Source organism: Clavibacter nebraskensis NCPPB 2581 (assembly GCF_000355695.1).
In the GTDB taxonomy this organism is placed as follows: Bacteria; Actinomycetota; Actinomycetes; order Actinomycetales; family Microbacteriaceae; genus Clavibacter; species Clavibacter nebraskensis.
This window is the reverse complement of sequence record NC_020891.1, coordinates 1192763-1212170: the sequence shown is the minus strand read 5'-3', so window position 1 is coordinate 1212170 and position 19408 is coordinate 1192763. Positions and strand designations below refer to the sequence as shown.

10 protein-coding genes and 1 tRNA gene are annotated in these 19408 nt (G+C 73.0%); 3 read left to right on the top strand and 8 right to left on the bottom strand.

The annotated features are described in order from the left end of the window. Positions 1-30: 30 nt before the first annotated feature. Positions 31-825, bottom strand: coding sequence for a hypothetical protein (locus CMN_RS14950; protein ID WP_015489903.1), 795 nt, complete (start codon positions 823-825; stop codon positions 31-33). A gap of 348 nt (positions 826-1173) precedes the next feature. Here CMN_RS14950 and CMN_RS05745 point away from each other — a divergent pair, with 348 nt between their 5' ends. Beyond that, positions 1174-1839, top strand: coding sequence for a peroxiredoxin-like family protein (locus tag CMN_RS05745; RefSeq protein WP_015489902.1), 666 nt, complete (start codon positions 1174-1176; stop codon positions 1837-1839). Positions 1840-1905: 66 nt separating this feature from the next. Here the strand turns inward: CMN_RS05745 and CMN_RS05740 are convergent. The 3 genes from CMN_RS05740 to CMN_RS05730 all read right to left on the bottom strand — a co-directional run bounded on the left by CMN_RS05740 (position 1906) and on the right by CMN_RS05730 (position 6316). Beyond that, a tRNA-Met gene (locus CMN_RS05740) sits at positions 1906-1979 on the bottom strand. A 157-nt stretch (positions 1980-2136) separates the two neighbouring features. Continuing rightward, the gene (locus CMN_RS05735) at positions 2137-5085 is read right to left on the bottom strand and encodes a UPF0182 family membrane protein (RefSeq protein ID WP_015489901.1); all 2949 of its coding nucleotides are present in this window, start codon (positions 5083-5085) and stop codon (positions 2137-2139) included. 139 nt (positions 5086-5224) lie between these two features. Continuing rightward, positions 5225-6316: a YlbL family protein gene (locus CMN_RS05730; RefSeq protein ID WP_015489900.1), complete on the bottom strand. Its 1092-nt coding sequence runs from the start codon at positions 6314-6316 to the stop codon at positions 5225-5227. A 212-nt stretch (positions 6317-6528) separates the two neighbouring features. Here CMN_RS05730 and CMN_RS05725 point away from each other — a divergent pair, with 212 nt between their 5' ends. After that, positions 6529-7944 carry a zinc-dependent metalloprotease gene (locus CMN_RS05725; protein ID WP_015489899.1) on the top strand — a complete coding sequence of 472 codons (1416 nt, stop codon included), beginning with the start codon at positions 6529-6531 and terminating at the stop codon, positions 7942-7944. Between the two features lie 860 nt (positions 7945-8804). Here CMN_RS05725 and CMN_RS05715 read toward each other — a convergent pair. Beyond that, a complete protein-coding gene (locus CMN_RS05715) occupies positions 8805-10727 on the bottom strand; it encodes an ATP-dependent helicase (RefSeq protein WP_015489897.1) in 1923 nt (640 codons plus the stop codon). 10 nt (positions 10728-10737) lie between these two features. Next, complete coding sequence (gene nudC / locus CMN_RS05710) at positions 10738-11691, bottom strand: NAD(+) diphosphatase (RefSeq protein ID WP_015489896.1); 954 nt, start codon at positions 11689-11691, stop codon at positions 10738-10740. A gap of 140 nt (positions 11692-11831) precedes the next feature. On the opposite strand from nudC, the gene CMN_RS05705 reads away from it, so the two are divergent. Next, the gene (locus CMN_RS05705) at positions 11832-12908 is read left to right on the top strand and encodes a phosphotransferase (protein ID WP_015489895.1); all 1077 of its coding nucleotides are present in this window, start codon (positions 11832-11834) and stop codon (positions 12906-12908) included. On the opposite strand, the gene CMN_RS05700 is transcribed toward CMN_RS05705, so the two are convergent. Next, entirely contained in the window at positions 12821-16105 is a 3285-nt protein-coding gene (locus CMN_RS05700) for an ATP-dependent helicase (RefSeq protein ID WP_015489894.1), read from the bottom strand. The two genes, CMN_RS05705 and CMN_RS05700, sit on opposite strands and share 88 nt — an antisense overlap. Continuing rightward, positions 16102-19371, bottom strand: coding sequence for an ATP-dependent helicase (locus CMN_RS05695; RefSeq protein WP_015489893.1), 3270 nt, complete (start codon positions 19369-19371; stop codon positions 16102-16104). The genes CMN_RS05700 and CMN_RS05695 overlap by 4 nt, the downstream gene beginning before the upstream one ends. Positions 19372-19408: the final 37 nt, after the last annotated feature.

Below are 19408 nucleotides of genomic sequence, written 5' to 3'. Positions count from 1 at the left end.
GACAACCCAACCTGGTTAAACACTCATCATTTAGGCATTCCACTCCTCGGGGCAGTACTTCGCGAGTAGACCCTCAACGAGCGCCATACCTGATGCGTGGAGATGCTCTCGCTCTGCCGCCGCCGACTCTTCAGTGAATACAATTGGTTGTCCAACGAGTAAATCGACCCTGACTGCGTACTCATTCGTAACACGCGCCCCATTGTGCGCAACAGCATTTCGCTTGAGTCGAATAATCTCTAAGGCGCCAACATCTACTTTTGAACTCGAGATCAGGTCTACACCAAGACGATCCCTGACATACGTCAGTTGCTCTCTCACTCCTGAGTAAGCAATCTTTCTTACGCGCCGCTCGACTAGCACCTCAACTAGAGATCCTCGCAGCTGATGTTCAATGATTTCATCCCAAGTCATGGTTTCTTTTGACTTCAGATGCTGCGGCATACTCAAAATAGTTGCACGGATAACATCGGAGAACAAGGCATCCCAAAGAGCACATGCGTGAGTGAGGCTCATTTGTAGCAGCACTTCAGGATGCGTGGATCGGGCGGAGTGAGCTATCTCCATATTCAAAAGCAGAGTGTTGTACTCGTCTTTTGTGAATGACAGTGTATCAATTTGAATACCTAGATTCGGATCATAGACCGGAAATTCGACATTACCGTCATCCGGAGGGGTGATCTCAATTTTTCTCCAAATCTCCGCCGATTGCTCAGCTGCTGCCACAACACCCTTAAGTGACTCCCGGACAAATAAATTCAGCCCGTAGGCCGACTCGCTATAGGCCAAACCGGCCCTAGCGATGGTCCTCGATAGTGTGCTCACGTGTGTACTTTAGGCGCTTGGCACAAGACCCACGCCCTGATCTTCGAACGCCCTACACGCGAAGGAGACAGAGGCAGAACGTAGTGTCTATATTTCCGCCCAATCTGGCCTACGGGCTACGGGCTACGGGCTACGGGCTACGGGCTACGGGCTACGGGCTACGGGCTACGGGCTACGGGCTCGACTCCACACGTCCGTAGCCGGATGTGTCCGAACAGAAGCACATTGCATGGCCGCCCCCCCTGTCCGCTCGGTGTCGGTCGTGACGCCGCGTGACGCCCCTCCTGCGACCCTCCCGGATCGCCCGCCTACGGTGAGCGCACCGACCCGACGGAACGAGGAGACATCATGACCGACACCACCATCCAGGCGAAGATCGCCGAGTTCGACCGCGGCTTCGCGGAGCAGATCGGGCCGGACCTCTCGGCAGTGTTCGCTGCGGAGCAGCAGGCGCTCCGCGACGGCGGCGTGCCCGACGGCGCGGTCGCCCCTGGGGACCAGCTGCCCGCTGCGACGCTCGTGGACCCCGACGGCGCGGAGGTCGACCTGCACGCCGCCCTCGGGTCCGGCCCCGCGGTGGTCGTGCTGTACCGCGGCGCATGGTGCCCGTACTGCAACCTGACCTTCCGCCAGTACCAGGCCGGGCTGCTGCCCGCCCTGCGGGAGCGCGGCGCGACGCTCGTGGCCGTGAGCCCGCAGACGCCGGAGGGGAGCGCGCAGGCGGTCGCGGGCGGCGGGCTGGACTTCCCGGTGCTGTCGGATCCGTCCAACGCGTTCGTGCGCGCGCTCGGCCTCGTGACCGAACCGACCCCCGAGGCCCGCGCGGCCCACACCCAGCTCGGCTTCGACGTGGCGGACAGCAACGCCGACGGCACGGGTGACATCCCGTTCCCGACCGTGATCGTCGTGGACGCCGACCGCCGCGTGGCCTTCGCCGACGTGCACGTCGACTACACGACGCGCACCGAGGTGCCGGAGATCCTCACCGCGGTCGACGCGGTGATCGCCCGCTAGCCGCCGCGAAAGCGCTTCGCGGCACAGCAGAAGGCCCGGTCTCGAGGAGACCGGGCCTTCATCTTGTTGCGGGGGCAGGATTTGAACCTACGACCTCTGGGTTATGAGCCCAGCGAGCTACCGAACTGCTCCACCCCGCGCTACGAGGAATACGTTACCAGACCTCCGGGGGTGCTCGTGACCACCGGGCGGCTGCAGCACGACACCGCCCGCCGGATCCACTGCCCCGCACAAGGACGGCCCCGACGGCACCCGCATCGCGGGGCCGCCGGGGCCGTCCTGGTCAGGAGCCGGGCGCTACTGCTGCTGGCTCAGCTCGTACGCGCGCTGCACGGCCTCGGTGAACCGCTGGTCCGCCTGCGCCGCGGCCACGAGGTCTCCGGAGGCATACGCGGCCTGACGCTCCTGCAGCGCCGTGTTGGCCGCGTCGAGCGCCGCCTGCACATCCTGCGCGGGCGCCGAGGGCGAGGAGGTCGGCGCTGGCGTGGGCGTGGATCCCGTGCCCGCATCCGTCCCGCCGTCGGTGGACCCGTCGCCCGTGGCGCCGTCCGCGGGCGTCGTGGGCACGTTCTCGTCGCCCGCCGTCGCCCCCGAGTCGCCCTCGAAGATGCTGTCGAGGGCCGCGTCCAGCGTGTCCTCGAACGCGATCTTGTCGCCGAACGCCACCAGCACCTTGCGGAGCAGCGGGTAGCTCGTGTCGCCCGTCGACCGGACGTACACGGGCTGCACGTAGAGCAGGCCGCCGCCGACCGGGAGGGTCAGCAGGTTGCCGCGCACCACGCTCGTGCGGCCGCCGCGCTCCAGCAGGTTGAGCTGGTTCGCCACGTTCGTGTCCGAGTTGAAGTTGTTCTGGATCTGCGTCGGCGCCGGGATGGTGTCGTCGTTCGGCAGCGTCAGCAGGCGCAGCTTCCCGTAGTCCGCCGCTTTCTCCCCCGCCACGTTCCCGGCGTCCGAGTCCACCCCGAGGTAGCCCGTGAGCACGCTCCGGGAGGTGTCCTGCGTGGCCGGCGGGATGAACGTCGAGTACAGCGAGAACCGCGGGGCGTCCTGACCCGGCATCTGCATGGTGAGGTAGTACGGCGGCTGGAGGCTCGCCGGCGTGCCCGCCTCGGTGGTGGCCGTCGGGTCGTTCGGCGTGGTCCAGAGGTCCTGGTTCGAGTAGATCGAGCCGGGGTCCGTGACGTGGTACTTGCCGAGCACCGCGCGCTGGACCTTGAACATGTCGGCCGGGAAGCGCAGGTGGCTCATGAGCTCGCCCGAGATGTCCGCGATCGGTTTGAGGGTCGACGGGAAGACCTTCTGCCAGGTCTTGAGGATCGGGTCGTCGGCGTCCCACGCGTAGAGCGTGACCTTGCCGTCGTACGCGTCGACCGTGGCCTTGACCGAGTTGCGGATGTAGTTGATCCGGTCCGTCGGCACGAGCGGCTGGGTCTGCTGCGAGTCGGCGATGAGGCGGCTCATGTCGTTGTGCTGCGAGTAGGGGTACTGGTCGCTCGTCGTGTATCCGTCGACGATCCAGACCACGCGGCCGTCGACCACGCTGGGGTACGGGTCCTTGTCGACCGTGAGGTACGGCGCGACCTTGCCGACGCGCTCCGCGGGGTCGCGGTCGTAGAGGATCTGCGACTGGTCGTTGATCTGGTTGGCCAGGAAGATCTGCTCCGACTGGAACTTGAGCGCGTAGATGAGCCGCTTGAAGACGTTGTCGACCTTCGGCCCGCCGTCGCCCTGGAACGTCGTGTAGGTCTCGTCCGCGCCGTCGACGCCGGACGGGTAGTCCAGCTCCACCTTGTCGCCCGACTCGGGGCCGCCGACGATGGAGTAGTCGGGCGAGTTCTCGCCGAAGTAGACGCGCGGCTCGAAGTCGCCCAGGTCGCCCGAGGCCGGGATGCCGGACTCGAGGAACACGGGCTGGCCGTCGGAGGTGCGCTGCGTGCCGTACGCCGCCACGAGCGAGTAGCCGTGCGTGTAGACGAGGTGCTGGTTGACCCACGAGGTGCCGGTGTTGGTGGGGCTCAGCTCGCGGACCGCGACCACCGTGTCCTGCACGCGGCCGTCGATCTGGTACCGGTCGACGTCGAGGTTGTCGCCGAACTGGTAGTACTGCCGGAACTGCTGCAGCTGGCTGAACGCGTCGCCGACGACCGCGGGGTCGAGGATGCGGATGTTCGCGGTGGTCGCGGCATCCTTGCGGAGCGCGCCCGGCGTGGTGTCCGTCGTCGCGTCGTAGGGGATCTCCTCGATGTCCGCGAGACCGTAGGCCTGCCGGGTCGCCTCGATGTTGCGCTCGTAGAACGGCGACTCGAGCGAGCGCTCGTTGGGCTCCACCTGGAAGCGCTGCACGATGGCCGGGTAGGCCGTGCCGATGAGGATGCTGGCCACGATGAGCCCCGCGGTGCCGATGATGGGCAGGCGCCACCGGCCGATGGCCGCGGTGATGAGGAACAGCACCGCGACGACGACGGCGATGCCGGCGAGGATCGTGCGGCCGGGGATCACGGCGTTGACGTCGGAGTACGCGGCACCGGTGAACAGCCCGCCGTTGGCCGTGTTGACCACGGAGGAGTACTGGTCGAGCCAGATGCTCACGCCCTGCAGCAGGAAGTAGACGCCCGCGGTGATCGCGATCTGGATGCGCGAGCTCTTCGAGATGCGCACCTCGCGGCCCGAGAACCGCACGGCGCCGTAGAGGTAGCTCGTGGCGAGCACGCCGAGCATGGAGATGATGACGACGGCCGAGGCGAAGCCGACGACCGCGTGGTAGAAGGGCAGCTCGAACAGGTAGAACGACGTGTCGAGCCCGAACTGCGGGTCGGTCGTGCCGGAGGGCGTGCGGTTGAGCCAGAGGAGCGTGCGCTGCCAGCCGCTCGACGCGGAGACGCCGGCGAACAGCCCGAACACCGCGGGGATCGCGAACATGGCGAGGCGGCGCAGCGGCTCGATGACCTGCTGGTAGCGGTCGAGCTGCGAGTTGAGCTTCGCGTAGACGGGTCGCGAGCGGTACGCGACCTGGATGCTCACGAACACCGGGATCGCCATGGCGAGGAACCCGACGAGGAACAGCGCGATGCCCGCGCCCCACTGCGTGAGCAGCACCCCGAGGTAGCCCAGCTGGTCGTACCAGAGGACGTCGGCGTAGAACCCGGCGAAGATGAAGAACGCGATCACGAGGGCGGCGATGATGGCCGCGGTGATGGCGAGGGGGGCTCGGCTCCGTCTGGCGGGCCGGGCGGATGTGCTTGTCACGTGTGTGCCTCAGAGTCGGGGACAGCGGAGTCCTCATCCTAGGCGGGGCGGTTGCCAGGGACCTGCGAGCGAGCGACGGTGCGCGTCTGGTAAGGGCGCCCTCTCGACGACCGCGGCGAATGCTGTCCTCGGCAGGGCGTCAGCAGGTCGGGAGCGCGTCCAGGTCGCCGTCCGTGGAGATGGCGGCGAGCGCCGCGAGCGAGTCGTCGAGGGTCGACACGGCGAACACGCGGAGGCCGTCGGGCACGTGCCCGCGCACCTCGTCGCAGTTGTCGGTCGGCGCCAGGAAGTACCGGGCCCCCGCGCGCTCGGCGCCGTAGAGCTTCTGGCGGATGCCGCCGATGGGGCCGACGTCGCCCCCCGCGTCGATCGTGCCCGTGCCCGCGATGGCCTTGCCGCCGGTGAGCGAGCCCTCCTCGAGCTTGTCCATGATCCCGAGCGCGAACATCATCCCGGCGCTCGGCCCGCCGACGTCGTCGAGCTGGATGTCGACCTCGAACGGGAACTCGTAGGAGGTGGAGGTGACGACGCCGATGACGGGGCGGCCGTCGCGCGCGGCGGGCGTGACCTCGACCGTGCTGTCCTGGCCGTCGCGCGTGATCCCGAAGGACAGCGGCGTGGTCGTGCCCGCGGCGGCGACGCGCGCCTGGAGGTCGGCGAGGTCGATCACGTCGGCGCCGTCGACCGTGCGGATCGCGTCGCCGGCGCGGAGGGCCCCGTCGGCCGGGGAGCCGTCGAGGACGCTCTGCACCTGGAGGGTGCGCGGGACCTGGATGCCGAGCTCGGTGAGGGCAGCGGCCACCGCGTCCTGCTGCGAGTCGGTCATCTGGACCTGGTTCTGGGCGTCGCGATCCTCGGCCGTCTGACCCGCCGGGAAGACGGCCTCCATCGGCACGACGCTGCGGGTCGGGTCGAGCCAGGCGGAGACGACCGCGAACCAGTCGGGACGCTGCGCGGGGTTGCCGACGACGCTGACGGTGAGCATGTCGAGGCTGCCGTCGGTGGGGTACGTCGTGCGGTCGGGGATGGAGATGAGGGGACGCTCGGTGCCCTCGTGGTCGCTCGTGCCGAGGGTGTCGAACACGGGACCCGGCTGCTCGATGACGTACGGCGACGGCATGAGGCCGAGCGCGAGGGCGAGCACGGCGCCGGTGCCGGCGAGCACGCGGCCGACACGGCGGCGGCGCGGGGGCCGGGGTGCGCGGGGGGCGTGCTGGGCGAACAGGCTCATCCGGATGTCCTCGGTGTCGGGGCGCGTCGGGCCGGGAGGCGGCCGGGCGACGGGCGTCGGGGCGGCCCTCGTGGCCGCTGTTCGCGGCGGGCGGAAGCCGCGGTGGCTCAGCCTAGGCGAATGCGGATGGGTTTCCCGTGGGCGCGGGCTAGCGTGGATCCACCGGCCGCGGCACCGCGATCCGGACCCCCTCGACCCCCGGGAGACCCTCCATGGCCGACGAGCCCACCCCGAATCCCGAGGACGAGTTCCGGCGCATGCTGGAGCGGTTCCTCGGCGCCGACGGGCAGATCGACCCGAACAAGCTCGCGGGCGCCGCCGGCCTCCCGCAGGACCCGGAGATGGTGCGCCAGCTCCTCGCGCAGCTCCAGGGTGCGCTCGCCAACACGGGCGACGGCGTGGACTGGAAGGTGGCCCGCGAGGGCGCCCGGCAGCTCGCCGCCGCGGAGCAGACGCAGGTCACCGCCGCCGCGTCCGCGCCCCTCGACCAGGCGTTCCAGGTCGCCGCGCTCTGGCTCGACGAGGTCACGTACGTGAGCCAGCTCACGGTGGCGCCGCGCCTCATCACCCGCGCGCAGTGGACCGAGCTCACCATGCCCGTGTGGACGCAGCTCGCGGAGCCCGTCGCGCTCAGCATCGCCGACTCGCTCACCGAGGTGCTCCAGCAGAACGCGCCCGAGGAGATGCAGGGCATGGTCGCCGGCGCCGGCCGCATGATGCGCAACCTCGGCGGCACCCTCTTCGCCATGCAGCTCGGCCAGGTGGTCGGGCAGCTGTCCACCGAGGTCGTCTCGGGCGGCGACGTCGGCATCCCGCTCCTCGACGACCAGCAGGCCGCGCTCCTGCCGCAGAACGTCCAGGCGTTCGGCGAGGGGATCGACGTCTCCGACGACCAGGTGCAGATCTACCTCGCCGTGCGCGAGCTCGCCCACGCGCGCCTGTTCCGCCACGCGCGCTGGCTGCGGCTGCAGCTCATCTCCTCCATCACGGAGTTCGCGAAGGGCGTGCACATCGACACCGACCGGCTCGAGTCGCTCGCGGAGGGCTTCGACCCGTCGAACCCCGAGGAGCTCCGCCAGGCCATGGTCGACGGATCCCTCATCCCGCCGAAGACGGAGGCGCAGCTCGCCGCCCTCGCGCGCCTCGAGACGATGCTCGCGCTCATCGAGGGCTGGGTGGACGTGGTCACGGCCGCGGCCACCGTGCGCCTCCCCCGCGCGTCGGCGATTGCGGAGACCGTGCGCCGCCGCCGCGCGACGGGCGGTCCCGCCGAGTCCGCCTTCGCGACGCTCGTGGGCCTCGAGCTCCGGCCGCGCCGCCTGCGCGAGGCCGCGGCCATGTGGCAGGCCGTCACCGACGGCGTCGGGGCGGAGCAGCGCGACGCTCTGTGGTCGCACCCCGACGTGCTGCCCACCTCCGAGGACATCGACGCGCCGCACGCGCTCGTCGCGCGTCTCACGCAGGGCGAGCCCGAGCCCGACGAGGTCGATCAGGCGCTCGAGGACCTGCTCCGCGGATCCGACGCCGGACGCCCCGTGGAGGACGGCCAGGGACACGCGACCGAGCCGGGCGAGACGCCGGACGACGGACCCGACGACGCACCCGGGACGGATCCGCGTCCCGTTTGACGTGCTGCCCGCTCCATCCGGCCGGGCCGGCACCGCACTCGCGGCGCCGGCCCGGCGGCCTGTGGACGCGGCCCGCGGGCGCCCGACGCGTCGGGCACTCTCCGCGCCCATGGCCATCCGACTCGATCCCCGCCTCCCGCTCGTCTGGCGCACGCCGGACTCCCTCCAGCTCGGCGTCGACCGCCCGCCCGTGGTGCTCGGCTCCGTGTCGCGTCTCGATGAACGGCTGCTCGACGCCCTCGTGCACGGCATCAGCCGCGGCGGACTGGACATGATCGCGGCGTCCGAGGGCGCCGGCCCCGCGCACGTGACGCAGCTGCTCGACCTGGTGCGGCCCGCGCTCTTGCCGCCGCGCGACGCGGACGTCCCCCGACGCACGCGGACCGGGACGGTCGCGGTCGTCGGCGGCGGACCGACGGCCGACCGCGTCGCCGACGCCCTGGCCCGCGCCGGGCACGACGTGGCGCCGCGGCGGATGTCCGACGATGCGGATCCGGGTACCGCCCTCGCCGTGATCGTGGCCCACTTCGCCATCGCCCCGGCCGTCTACGGGCGCTGGTCGCGGGAGGACGTGCCGCACCTGCCCGTCGTGCTCGGCGACCGGCACGCGGTCGTCGGCCCGCTCGTCGAGCCCGGGTGGACGGCCTGCTGCTACTGCCTCGACCTCGGGCGGCGGGACGCGGATCCGGCGTGGCCCGCCATCGCGACGCAGCTGCTCGGGCGCGATAGCGGATCCGAGGCGGGGCTCGTGCCCGCCGAGCTCGCGGCCCTCGCCGCGCGGCCCGCCGACCGGCTGCTGACGACGGGCGAGAACGCGCTCGCGACGCACCAGGCGATCCTCGACGTGCGGACGGGCCGGGTCACGCGCCGCGCTTCGCGCCCCCACCCGCGATGCGCGTGTCGAGCTCTGCCAGGAACCGCGACGGCTCCCGCTGACCGGATCGCTGCGGTCCGCTCCGGCTCCAGGAGAGCCGCAGCCCGGACCGCGCGCGCGTGATCCCGACGTAGAGGAGGCGCCGCTCCTCGTCGACCGCCTCGAGCGTCTGCGCGTAGCTGATGGGCACGAGCCCCTCGCTCAGCCCCATCAGGTAGACGTGCTCCCACTCGAGGCCCTTGGCGGAGTGCAGCGTCGCGAGCGTGACGGCGGAGACGGTCGGCTCGTGCTGCCCGGCCTGGCGCTCGAGGAGCTCGTCGGTGAAGGCGCGGAAGGTGCTGCCCGCGGGCATGCGCTCGGCGAGGCCCATAATCGCGTCGAGGGACTCCCAGCGGTCGCGCACGGCGCCCGGCTGCTCGGGCGGCTGCTGGCTCCAGCCGAGGCCGCGCAGCACGTCGCTCACCGACTTGAACAGCGGCTCGCCGGAGATGGAGACGGACGCGCCGCGGAGGGCGAGGAGCGCCTGCTTGATCTCGGGGCGGTCGAAGAAGCGCTGGGATCCGCGCACCTGGTAGCTGACGCCCGCGTCGCCGAGGGCCTGCTCGAGCACCGCGGACTGGCCGTTCATGCGGTAGAGCACGGCGATGTCCTCGGGCGCGATGCCGGAGGCGATCTGCTGGGCGATGGCGCCGGCGATCGCGCGCGCCTCGGCGCCGTCGGAGGGGAACGCGCTCACCTGGGGCGCGCGGAAGCCCTCGCCGCGGCCGGGGACGGCGGCGGATCCGCGGCCCTTCGCGGCGCGGGCGGAGGCCGTGCCGGTGCCGTCGCCGTCGGGATCCGCGTCCGCCGACACGAGCGTGAGCGCGCCCGGCCGGCCGCGCATGAGCCGGTTCGCCGCCTCGGTGATGCCGGAGGTCGACCGGTAGTTGCGCTCCAGCCGGACCACCGTCGCCTCGGGGAAACGCGACGCGAAGTCGAGGAGGTACGCGCTCTTCGCGCCCGCGAACGAGTAGATGGTCTGGCTGGCGTCGCCGACAACGCAGAGGTCGCGGCGGTCGCCCATCCAGAGGTCGAGGATCGTCTGCTGCAGCGGCGAGACGTCCTGGTACTCGTCGACCACGAAGAAGCGGTACTGCTCGCGCACCTGCTGCGCCACCCAGGGCTCGGCCTCGATCATCCCCGCGGTCGCGAGCAGCACGTCCTCGAAGTCGAGCTGGCGGCGCTGGTCCTTGATGTCCTCGTACGCCTGGAGGAGCGCGACGGCCTGGTCGGCGTCGAGCTGCGGCGGGAGCGTGCGGGTGGTGCGCGCGGCGAGGCCGTACTGCTCGATGGAGATCATCGAGACCTTGCGCCACTCGACCTCGGCGGCCATGTCGCGGAGCGCGGCCGTGTCGAGGCGGAGGCGGAGGGACTCGGCCGCATGCCCGAGCATCCGGCCCTTGCTCTCGATGAGGCGCGGCATGGTGCCGCCGACGACCTGCGGCCAGAAGAAGTTGAGCTGCTTGAGGGCCGCCGCGTGGAAGGTGCGCGCGGCCACGGGTCCGGCGCCGAGCTCGCGCAGGCGCCCGCGGAGCTCGGCCGCGGCGCGCGAGGTGAAGGTGAGCGCCATGACGCGGTTGGGCGGGTAGACGCCGGCCTGGATCCCGTAGGCGATGCGGTGCGTGATGGCGCGCGTCTTGCCCGTGCCGGCGCCCGCGAGCACGACCACGGGGCCGAGGAGCGCCTCGGCGGCGAGCCGCTGCTGGTCGTCGAGCGCCTCGAGCAGGGACTCCGCGGTGCGGGCCTCCTCGACGGGCTCCTCCGCGGACGCGGCAGCAGGGCCGAGGGACACGGGTGCGGGGAGGGCGCCGGGCGCGGTGGACCCGTAGGGGTCGCGCCCGGGGGTGCCGGGGACGAGCTGGTCGGTCACGATCGGCGGATCACCACTCCCGCTCTCCGTCCTCGAGGGGTCCGCCGTACCACTCCTCGATGATGGCGCGCGCGATGGACGACGGGCCGGGGAGCGCGATCTCGCCGAGCGACGCCCGCAGCTCCTCCCGGCTGAACCAGCGCAGGTCGACGATCTCGACGCCGTCCGGCGTCGCGGGTCCGCTCGACGCGGAGACGCGCGCGAGGAAGCCCACCATGACGGACGCGGGGAACGGCCACGGCTGGCTGCCGAGGTAGCGCGGATCCTCGACGGTGACGCCGGACTCCTCCAGCACCTCGCGCTTCACGGCCGCCTCGAACGACTCCCCCGGCTCGACGAAGCCCGCGAGCAGCGAGTAGCGGTCGCCGCCCCACATGGCGTTGGCGCCGAGGAGCAGGCGGTCGTCCGCATCGACGACGCCCATGATCACGGCCGCGTCGGTGCGCGGGAAGACCTGCGAGCCGTCGGAGGGCGCGCGCCGCACCCATCCGCCCTGCTCGACGACCGTCGGCTCGCCCGTCTTCGGCGAGAAGGGGTGGGAGGCGTGCCAGTTGGCGGTGGCGAGCGCGCCCGTGAAGAGCGCGGCGTCGCGGTCGTCGAGCTGCGTGGCGGTGGTGCGCAGCTCCAGCCACCGCTCCTCCGCGGGCTCGAGCTCGGCCGTGGCGGCGTCGGTGAGGACCGCGGCGACGACGGGCGTGCCGACCGGCTCTCCCTCGTGCGCGATGGTCGTGCGGCCGAGGTAGATGCGCACGGTGGCGCTGGTCACGCGATCGACCGGCAGCAGCTCGAGCGCGGCGCGGCCGTCGGAGGCGGACCCCAGCGCGCGGTGGCCGTGGAGCGCGAGGACGCGCGTGGCCGGATCCGCCCACAGCTCGTCGAAGAGGGCGGGCGAGTCGCGGTTCAGGCCGTCGCGGTCGACGCCCTCGCGGGACAGGGGCAGACGGGAGAGGAAGCTGTCGAGCACGGGTGACCAATCGACTTCGGGGGCGGACGGGCCGAGGGGCGGAGACGGCGGTGCCGATGGTCCGCCCACGGTGCGCGTGTGGGGCCGGAAGCGCGTGGCGCGGTGAGACGGAGGGCTCCCAGCGACCTAACCTGTAAGGCATGGCCAGATCCCACCTCACTCTAGCCGCGTTGGCGACCTCGGCCGTCTCGGGGCTCGACGTGGTTCGCAGCACCCCCTTCACGGCCGGCGGCGCGGGCGACTTCGACTCCGCGCTCCTCTCCACGCGGGACGGCCGCGAACTCCTCGTGCGCGTCCCGACCACGCAGGCCGCCGAGTCCGAGCAGTCCGCGGACCTCGTGGCGCTGCGGGCGCTGAGCACCGGGATCCGCTCCCGCCTGCCGTTCCAGGTGCCCGAGTTCCTGGGGCAGGCTCCCATCAAGCCGACCCGCGGGTTCGTCTACGTGCACGTGCCCGGGCGGGTCATCTCGCTCGACGAGATCCCCGCGGGCGACGGCCTCGCGCGCTCGATCGGCGCCGCCGTCTCCGCCGTGCACAGCCTGCCGACCGGCTTCGTGGCGGATGCGGGCCTGCCCGTGCTCTCGGCCGCGGAGATCCACAGCCAGACCGCCGCGCTCATCGACCGTGCCGCGGCCACCGCGCTCGTGCCGAGCCTGCTGCTCAGCCGCTGGGAGGAGGCGCTCGACGACGCGTCGCTCTGGCAGTTCCAGCCCGCGGTCGTCAACGGCGCCGTACAGGCCTCCTCGTTCCTCGTCGACGGCGACGACGTGACCGGGATGATCGGCTGGTCGGAGCTCCGCGTGGCCGATCCCGCGCACGACCTGCACTGGGTGCTGGGCGCGCGCGCCGAGCACGTCGCCGAGAGCGTCTTCCGCGCCTACAACCAGGCGCACCACGTGACGGTCGACCGCCAGCTCAAGCAGCGGGCGCTCCTCTACGCCGAGCTCGAGATCGCCCGCTGGCTGCTGCACGGCACCGACACGCGCAACCAGGGCATCATCGACGACGCCGTCAACATGCTCAGCGCGCTCGTCGACACGGTGCGCGCCGACGAGGGCCAGCGCATCGCGCACGAGACGCTGCCCGTGATGGACGTCGACCAGGTCGAGGAGATGCTCGACTCCCGGCCTCAGCCCACGGTCTCCCCCGACGGTGCGCGCGACGCGTCCGGCGTGCGCGCGCCCGACCAGAGCGCCACGAGGTCCTCCTCGGAGTAGAGCCGCTCGGGCTTCAGCGACCGGTCCTCGGCGACGAAGTAGAACTCGGCGTCGATGAGGTCGGGGTCGATGCCCCGCCACTTCGCAAACGCGAGGCGGTACAGGGCGAGCTGGAGCTGCTTGAGCTCGAGGTCGGCCGCGTCCTTCGGGGTGCGGCCGGTCTTCCAGTCCACGACGCGGTAGCGGCCGTCGATGAGGAACACCGCGTCGATCTTGCAGATGACGACCTGGCCGGCGAGCTCCATGTGGATCTCGACCTCGACCTCCTCCGGCTTCCTGGCCGCCCATTCGCTCGCCTCGAAGATCGCGCGGAGACGATCGAGGTCCTCCGTCTCCACGGGCGGCTCGGTCGGATCCGCGTCGAGCTCCACGCCGGACGCGTCGATGACGTCGGCCGTGCCCGCGGGGCCGTACCGCGCCTCGACCCAGCCGTGGAAGAGCGTGCCGAGCCGCGTCTGCCGGTAGGGGCGCTCGGGCATCGGGCGGCGCAGGCGCGCGGCGACGCCCGCGGGGTCGCTCACGAAGTCCTTGAAGCGCGACGCGGGGATGCGCGTGGGCAGGTCGACGAGCTCGGCGTCCCGCGCGCGGGCGTCGCGCTCGGCGAGGAGCAGGTCGATGTCGCGGGTCCACACGGTCTCCGCGTCGGGATCCGCGACCGCGACGGCCTCGGCGGCCGCACGCACGCGCGCCTCCCGCGGGCCGAGCGGCGGGAGCGGCCAGGCGACGCGGGCGGATCCCGGTTCGAGCGGGTTCTCCTCCAGCTCGGGCGCCTCGGGGAGCGCGCCCGCCGCGATGAGGCCCACCTGCTGGATCTCCCGGAGGAACGCCCCGGGCCCCCGCGGCTTCTGCTGCGTGGACCAGAACGAGCCGGTGAGCAGCAGGTCGGACCGCGTGCGCGTGATGGCGACGTACGCGAGGCGCCGCTGCTCGGCGGCGTTGCGCTCCTCGAGCTCGTCACCGAACGCCTCCATGGCTTCGGCGAACTCCTTCTGCGTCTCCACGCCGCGCCACGCGAGCGACGGCAGCTCGGCGGAGTCGCCGCGGAACTCGAACGGCAGGGCGCCGAACGCGACCCAGCCCCTCTTCTCCCGGAGCGTGCCGGGCAGCTCGCCCTCGACCATGCGCGGCACCGCGACGACGTCCCACTCGAGGCCCTTCGAGCCGTGGATCGTGAGGATCTGCACGGTGCCGGGCTCCGGCTCCTCGGTGCGCGGCGCGAGGTTGTCGCGCCGCTCGGCCTCGGCGAGCCAGGCGAGGAACGGGCCGAGCGTGCCGGCGGAGTCGCCCTGGAGGTAGCCGGCCACCTGCTCGGTGAAGGCCTCCAGGCTCGCGCGGCCGAGCGGATCCGTCTCGTTCGCGGCGACCTCGATGTCGAGCAGCAGCTCCTGCTGGACGACCGTGACGAGGTCGACCAGGTCGAGCCCGACGCGGGAGCGCAGCACCTGCAGCTGACGGCCGGCGGCACGGAGGCGCACGAGGCCCTCCACGCTGAAGCCGGCGAGCGCGGTGTGGCCGTCGCGGGCGCCGACGACGAAGTCGAGCGCGTCGACGACCGACCCCACCTCGTCGGGAACGACGGAGGCCCGGAGGCCGTCGCGCACCTCGTCGGCGAGCGGCTTCTGCGCGTGGTCGCGGGACATCAGCCACGACGCGACGCGGGACAGCGCGTGCACGTCCTTCGTGCCGACGCGCCAGCGCGCGCCCGTGAGGAGGCGCACGAGCTCGCTGCCCGCGGTGGGGTCGTGCAGCACGCGGAGGACGCACACGAGGTCGACGACGGCGGGCTGGTCGAGGAGGCCGCCGAGGCCGAGCACGCGGAACGGCACGCCCCGGTCGGCGAGCGCCGTCGTGAACGGCTCGATGGTCTTGAGCGAGCGGCACAGCATCGCGGCCGAGCGGGGGCGGCCGTCGGATCCGGTCTGCCGCAGCCGGTCGGCGAACCACGTGGCGACGCTCGCGGCCTCGTCCGCGATGGTCTCCTCGTAGGCGACGTCGAGGCGGCCGTCGCCCGCGTCGGCCCGGGGCTCGAGTCGCGCCACGGGGATCCGCGACGCGGCGGTGAGCGGCTCGACGATGCGGTTCGCGGCGCCGCGCACCACGCCCGGGTTCCGCCAGCTGGTGGAGAGCGCGTAGACGGGCACGGCGGCGGCGCCGGCCGGCGCGAAGTCGGCGCCGAAGCGCGCGAGGTTCGCCGCGCTCGCGCCGCGCCAGCCGTAGATGGACTGGTGCGGGTCCCCCACGGCCATGACGGGCGTGCCGCCGAAGAGCGTCGAGAGGAGCCGGGTCTGCACGACCGAGGTGTCCTGGTACTCGTCGAGCAGCACCACGCGGAAGCGCTTCCGGTGCTCGGCGACGACCTGCGGCACGCGCTCGCAGATGGCGAGCGCGAAGGCGACCTGGTCGCTGTACTCCACGAGCCCGCGCCGGGTCTTCTCCTCCTGGAACCGCACGGCGAGGTCGACGAGCGGCGGCAGCGCGCCGACGGCGGCGACCGCGTCGGCCGCGGGGGCCTTCCTGATGCGCGCGGAACCGAACGGCAGCTCCGCGAGGCCCGTGAACGACCCGGCGAGGCGCACGACCTCGGCCGGATCGGCGACGTTCTCGCTCATCGCGCGGCTGAGGGAGATGACGGCCTGCGTGATGGGATCCACCCCGCGCCCGAGCTCGAGCAGGCGCGGATCGGTGCTCTCGACGACGAGCCGGCGCGCGAGCTGCCACGCGGACGCCTCCGTGAGCACGACCGACTCCGCCTCGCGGCCGATGAGCGTGGCGCTGTCGCGGAAGATGCCGTTCGCGAACGCGTTGTAGGTCTGAACGGTGGGCGTCGCGAACGCGTCCGCGGGGACGGCGGCGAGCCCGGCCTGCTGAAGCTGCTCGATGCGGGCGCGGATCCGCACCCCGAGCTCGCCCGCGGCCTTGCGCGTGAAGGTGAGGCCGAGGATCTCCTCGACGCCCACGTGCCCGTTGGCGAGCAGCCAGACGACGCGGCTCGCCATGGTCTCGGTCTTGCCGCTGCCGGCGCCCGCGACGACGAGGCCGGGCTCGAGCGGCGACTCGATCACGCGCCGCTGCTGCTCGGTGGGGCTCGGCAGGCCGAGCGTCTCGGCGATGCGCTGGGCGCTGATCATGCCGCCCTCGCCCGGGCCGGACGCCTCGACGCCGACCGTGCCGTCGCCGGCCCTGCCCACGCCGCTCATGCCGACACCGCCCGCACGAGGTGGATGCGGTACCGCCTCGCCGACCCCGGATCCCGCTCCCCCGGGTCGGGCGTGCCCTCGAAGGTCGCGCCCGCCATGCCCTCGGCGGCCTCGGCGATGCGCGCGCGGAACCCGTCGAGCTCCTCGCGCGTCAGCGGCTCCTGCGGCAGCTCGCGGTAGGGCAGACCGCGCGTGCCGCCCGAGACGTAGAGCAGCTTCGCGCCGCCGGACGGCGCATCAGCGGGCACGTCCTCCAGCGAGCCCTCCACGAACGCCAGCTGGTAGGAGCCGAGCTGCGCGTGCGCGGGGATCTCGGCGCGGGTCGGGAAGTGGCGCCCGGTCTTGAGGTCGACGATGACCACGCGGCCCTCCTTCGTCAGCTCGATGCGGTCGATCTTCCCGCGGAGGCGCGCGACGCCCACCTCCAGCTCGAAGCCGCCCTCGGCCGCGAGCATGCGGCCGCCGTCCGCGGCGAAGTCGCGGAGGTACCCGCTGACGCCGGCGATGAGCTCGCCCGCCTGGCGCCGCTCGCGCTCGCCCACCCAGGGGGACTCGAAGGGCAGCTCGCCCCAGCGCGCGTCGAGGCGCGCCTCGAGGGCGGGCGGGCGGAGGTCGGCGTCGGGATCGAGGCTCGCCTCCTCCATGACCGCGTGCACGATGGTGCCGATGCCCATGGCCGTGCTGGTGGACCCGCCGGACGCCTGGTCGATGAACCAGTTGAGCGGCGAGCGCTCGAAGGCCTCCAGGCGCGAGGGCGAGACGGGGACGCGCGCCTCGGGATCGGTGAGGTCGACGACGGGCTCGGTGGTGGAGGGCTCGCGCAGGCCGTACCACTCGGCCGGATCCGCGCCCGTGACGCCCTCCGCGGCGAGGCGCGCGAGCGCGGACGCGGCGGCGAGGCCCCGCTCGCGGGTGGCGTCGGCGGGGCGGCGCGCGGTGCGGTCGCCCGAGACGACGCGGCCGTCGTCGAGGAGCGCGGCGTCGCGGTGCACGACCGCGAGCTCGCGCCGGAGCGCGCCGACGAGCCCGCGGAGCGAGAGCGGGTGATCCGGGCGGATCCGCAGCGCGGCCGGCGCGTCCTTCGCCACCCGCCCCGCCTCGGCGCCGGCCTCCTCCTCGGCGAGGCCCGGCGCGGGCGGGACCAGGCGCAGGAACGGCGACGGCGCCTCCTCGTCGTTCGCGGTGGCGCTGAGGACCACGACACGCGACGCCCGCGAGACGGCGAGCGCGAGCATCCGCAGCTCGTCGCCGAGCACCTCGGCGCGCTCGTCGACGTCGGCCCGGTCGAGCCCGCGCGCGACGGCGGAGAGGCGCTGCGGGTGCAGCAGGGATCCGCGCAGCCGCAGGTTCGGCCACACGCCCTCCTGCAGCGCGGCGATCGCGACGACCTCGTACCCCGCGCCCACGACCGCGGACGGCGTGGCGACGAGCACGGTGTCGGCGAGCGGCTGCGGCGAGAGCGTGTCCTCGGGCACCTCGGCGCCGAGCAGCTCCTCCACGAAGTCGGACGCGGGGCGGCCCGGGTTCCGCTCGACGAACCGGCGCGCGGCCGTGAAGAGCGCGACGACGCCGTCGAGGTCGCGGTTCGCCTGGTCGGCGACGATGCCCTTCTGCAGCGCCTGCTCGAACCACGGCGTCGCCAGCCCCGAGCCCTCCCACAGGCGCCAGAGCAGCTCCTCGATGGTGCCGTCGGACGCGGCCAGCTCGCGGGCGCCCTGCAGCGTGCGGGCGAGCCGGCCGAGGCGGCGCGCAGGCGCGAGGTCGAGCGTCTCGAGCCGGCCGGTCGCGGCGAGGGCCTCTACGAGCAGCTCGTCGCTCGACCGGTGGCCGTCGCCCGCGAGCTCCTCCTGGCGCATGGCGAGGCGGAGGCGGCGGAGCTGGACCCCGTCGAGGCCGCCGAGCGGACCCGTGGCGAGCTCCGCCGCGATGTCCGGCGTGAGCGGCACGCGGCCGAGCACGACATCGACCGCGCGGATGAGCGCGAGCGCGGCCAGGTCGTCGCGCAGCGCGCGCCCGGCCACGGCCGTGCGCGTGGGGACCTCCGCGGTCGCGAGGCTGCGGGCGACCTGGGCCACGAGGGACCCGGAGCGCACGAGCACGACCATGCGCGCCCAGGGCACGCCGCCCAGCAGGTGCTCCTCGCGGAGCCGACGCGCGAGGCGGGCGAGCTCGAGGGCGCGCGTGGGCGCCTCGATGACCTGGATCGGGTCGGCGTCGTCGGCGAGCCCCGGCGCGGATCCCGCCTGCCGCTGCCGCCCCGCGCCGGCCGCGCCGATGCGGGCCGTGACGGCCGACGTGAGCGCCCGGAGCGCGGGCGGCTGCCGGTGCACCCGGTCGAGCACGAGCGTGCGGAGCCCGGGCAGCCCGAGCACGGTGGAGAGGCGGCCGAGCGCGGATGCCTCGGCCCCGCGGAAGGTGGCCGCCGCGACGTCCGGGTCGCCGAACGCGACCACGTCCGCGCCGCGCGCCGCGAGCGCCCGGAGGAGGGAGAGCGTCGCGACGGTCGCCTCGTGCAGGTCGTCGGCGACGACCAGGCGGATCCCCGTGAGCGCCTCCCCCCGCGACACGAGCAGCACGGCCTCGGCGAGCAGCTCCGCGCTGTCGAGGTGGTCGCCGCGGAAGGAGTCGACGACGTCCTCGTACTCGCGGGCAAACTCCGCCGCGGCGATCCACTCGGTCACGTCGTGCGCCCGGCCGGCCTCGGCGAGCGCGTCCGGCCGCACGCCCTCCTCGGTGGCGCGCATGAGCAGCTCGCGGAGCTCCGTGCGGAAGGCGCGCAGCCGCCGCACCTCGACGCCCAGCGGATCCGGCCACGCGGGCCCGGTGCCCAGCTCCTCGTGTCCGGCGAGGAGATCGGCGATGATCTGGTCCTGCTCGGCGCCCGTGAGCAGGCGGGGCGGCTCGGTGCCCGTCTCGGCGGCGCGCCGGGCGAGCACCTCGAACGCGACGGACGTGGAGGTGCGCGCGAGCGGCCCGAGCGTGGCCACCCCGACCCGCAGCGCGAGCTCGTCGCGCAGGCGCGTGGCGGCCGCGCGCGAGGGCGCGAGCACGAGCACCTCGGCGGGGTCGAGCCCCTGCACGAGGATCCGCTCGGCCACGAGCTCGCGCAGCGTGGTGGTGCGCCCGGAGCCCGGCGCGCCGAGGACGGCCGCGCTCACGCCCACCGGCAGCTCGACGACGGCGCGCTGCGCGGGGTCCAGCTCCACCGCGGGGGCCGCGGCGTCGGCGACGGAGGCGGGCGGCTGGCGGAATCCCCTGATGTTCACGCGGCCACGCTACCCGCGGCCCCCGACGCCGGCGGAT

Coding starts and splice junctions, on each gene's coding strand:
- CMN_RS05745 (WP_015489902.1), top strand. CDS start 1,174: ATGACCGACACCACCATCCAGGCGAAGATCGCCGAGTTCGACCGCGGC.
- CMN_RS05730 (WP_015489900.1), bottom strand. CDS start 6,316: ATGAGCCTGTTCGCCCAGCACGCCCCCCGCGCACCCCGGCCCCCGCGC.
- CMN_RS05725 (WP_015489899.1), top strand. CDS start 6,529: ATGGCCGACGAGCCCACCCCGAATCCCGAGGACGAGTTCCGGCGCATG.
- CMN_RS05705 (WP_015489895.1), top strand. CDS start 11,832: ATGGCCAGATCCCACCTCACTCTAGCCGCGTTGGCGACCTCGGCCGTC.
- CMN_RS05700 (WP_015489894.1), bottom strand. CDS start 16,105: ATGAGCGGCGTGGGCAGGGCCGGCGACGGCACGGTCGGCGTCGAGGCG.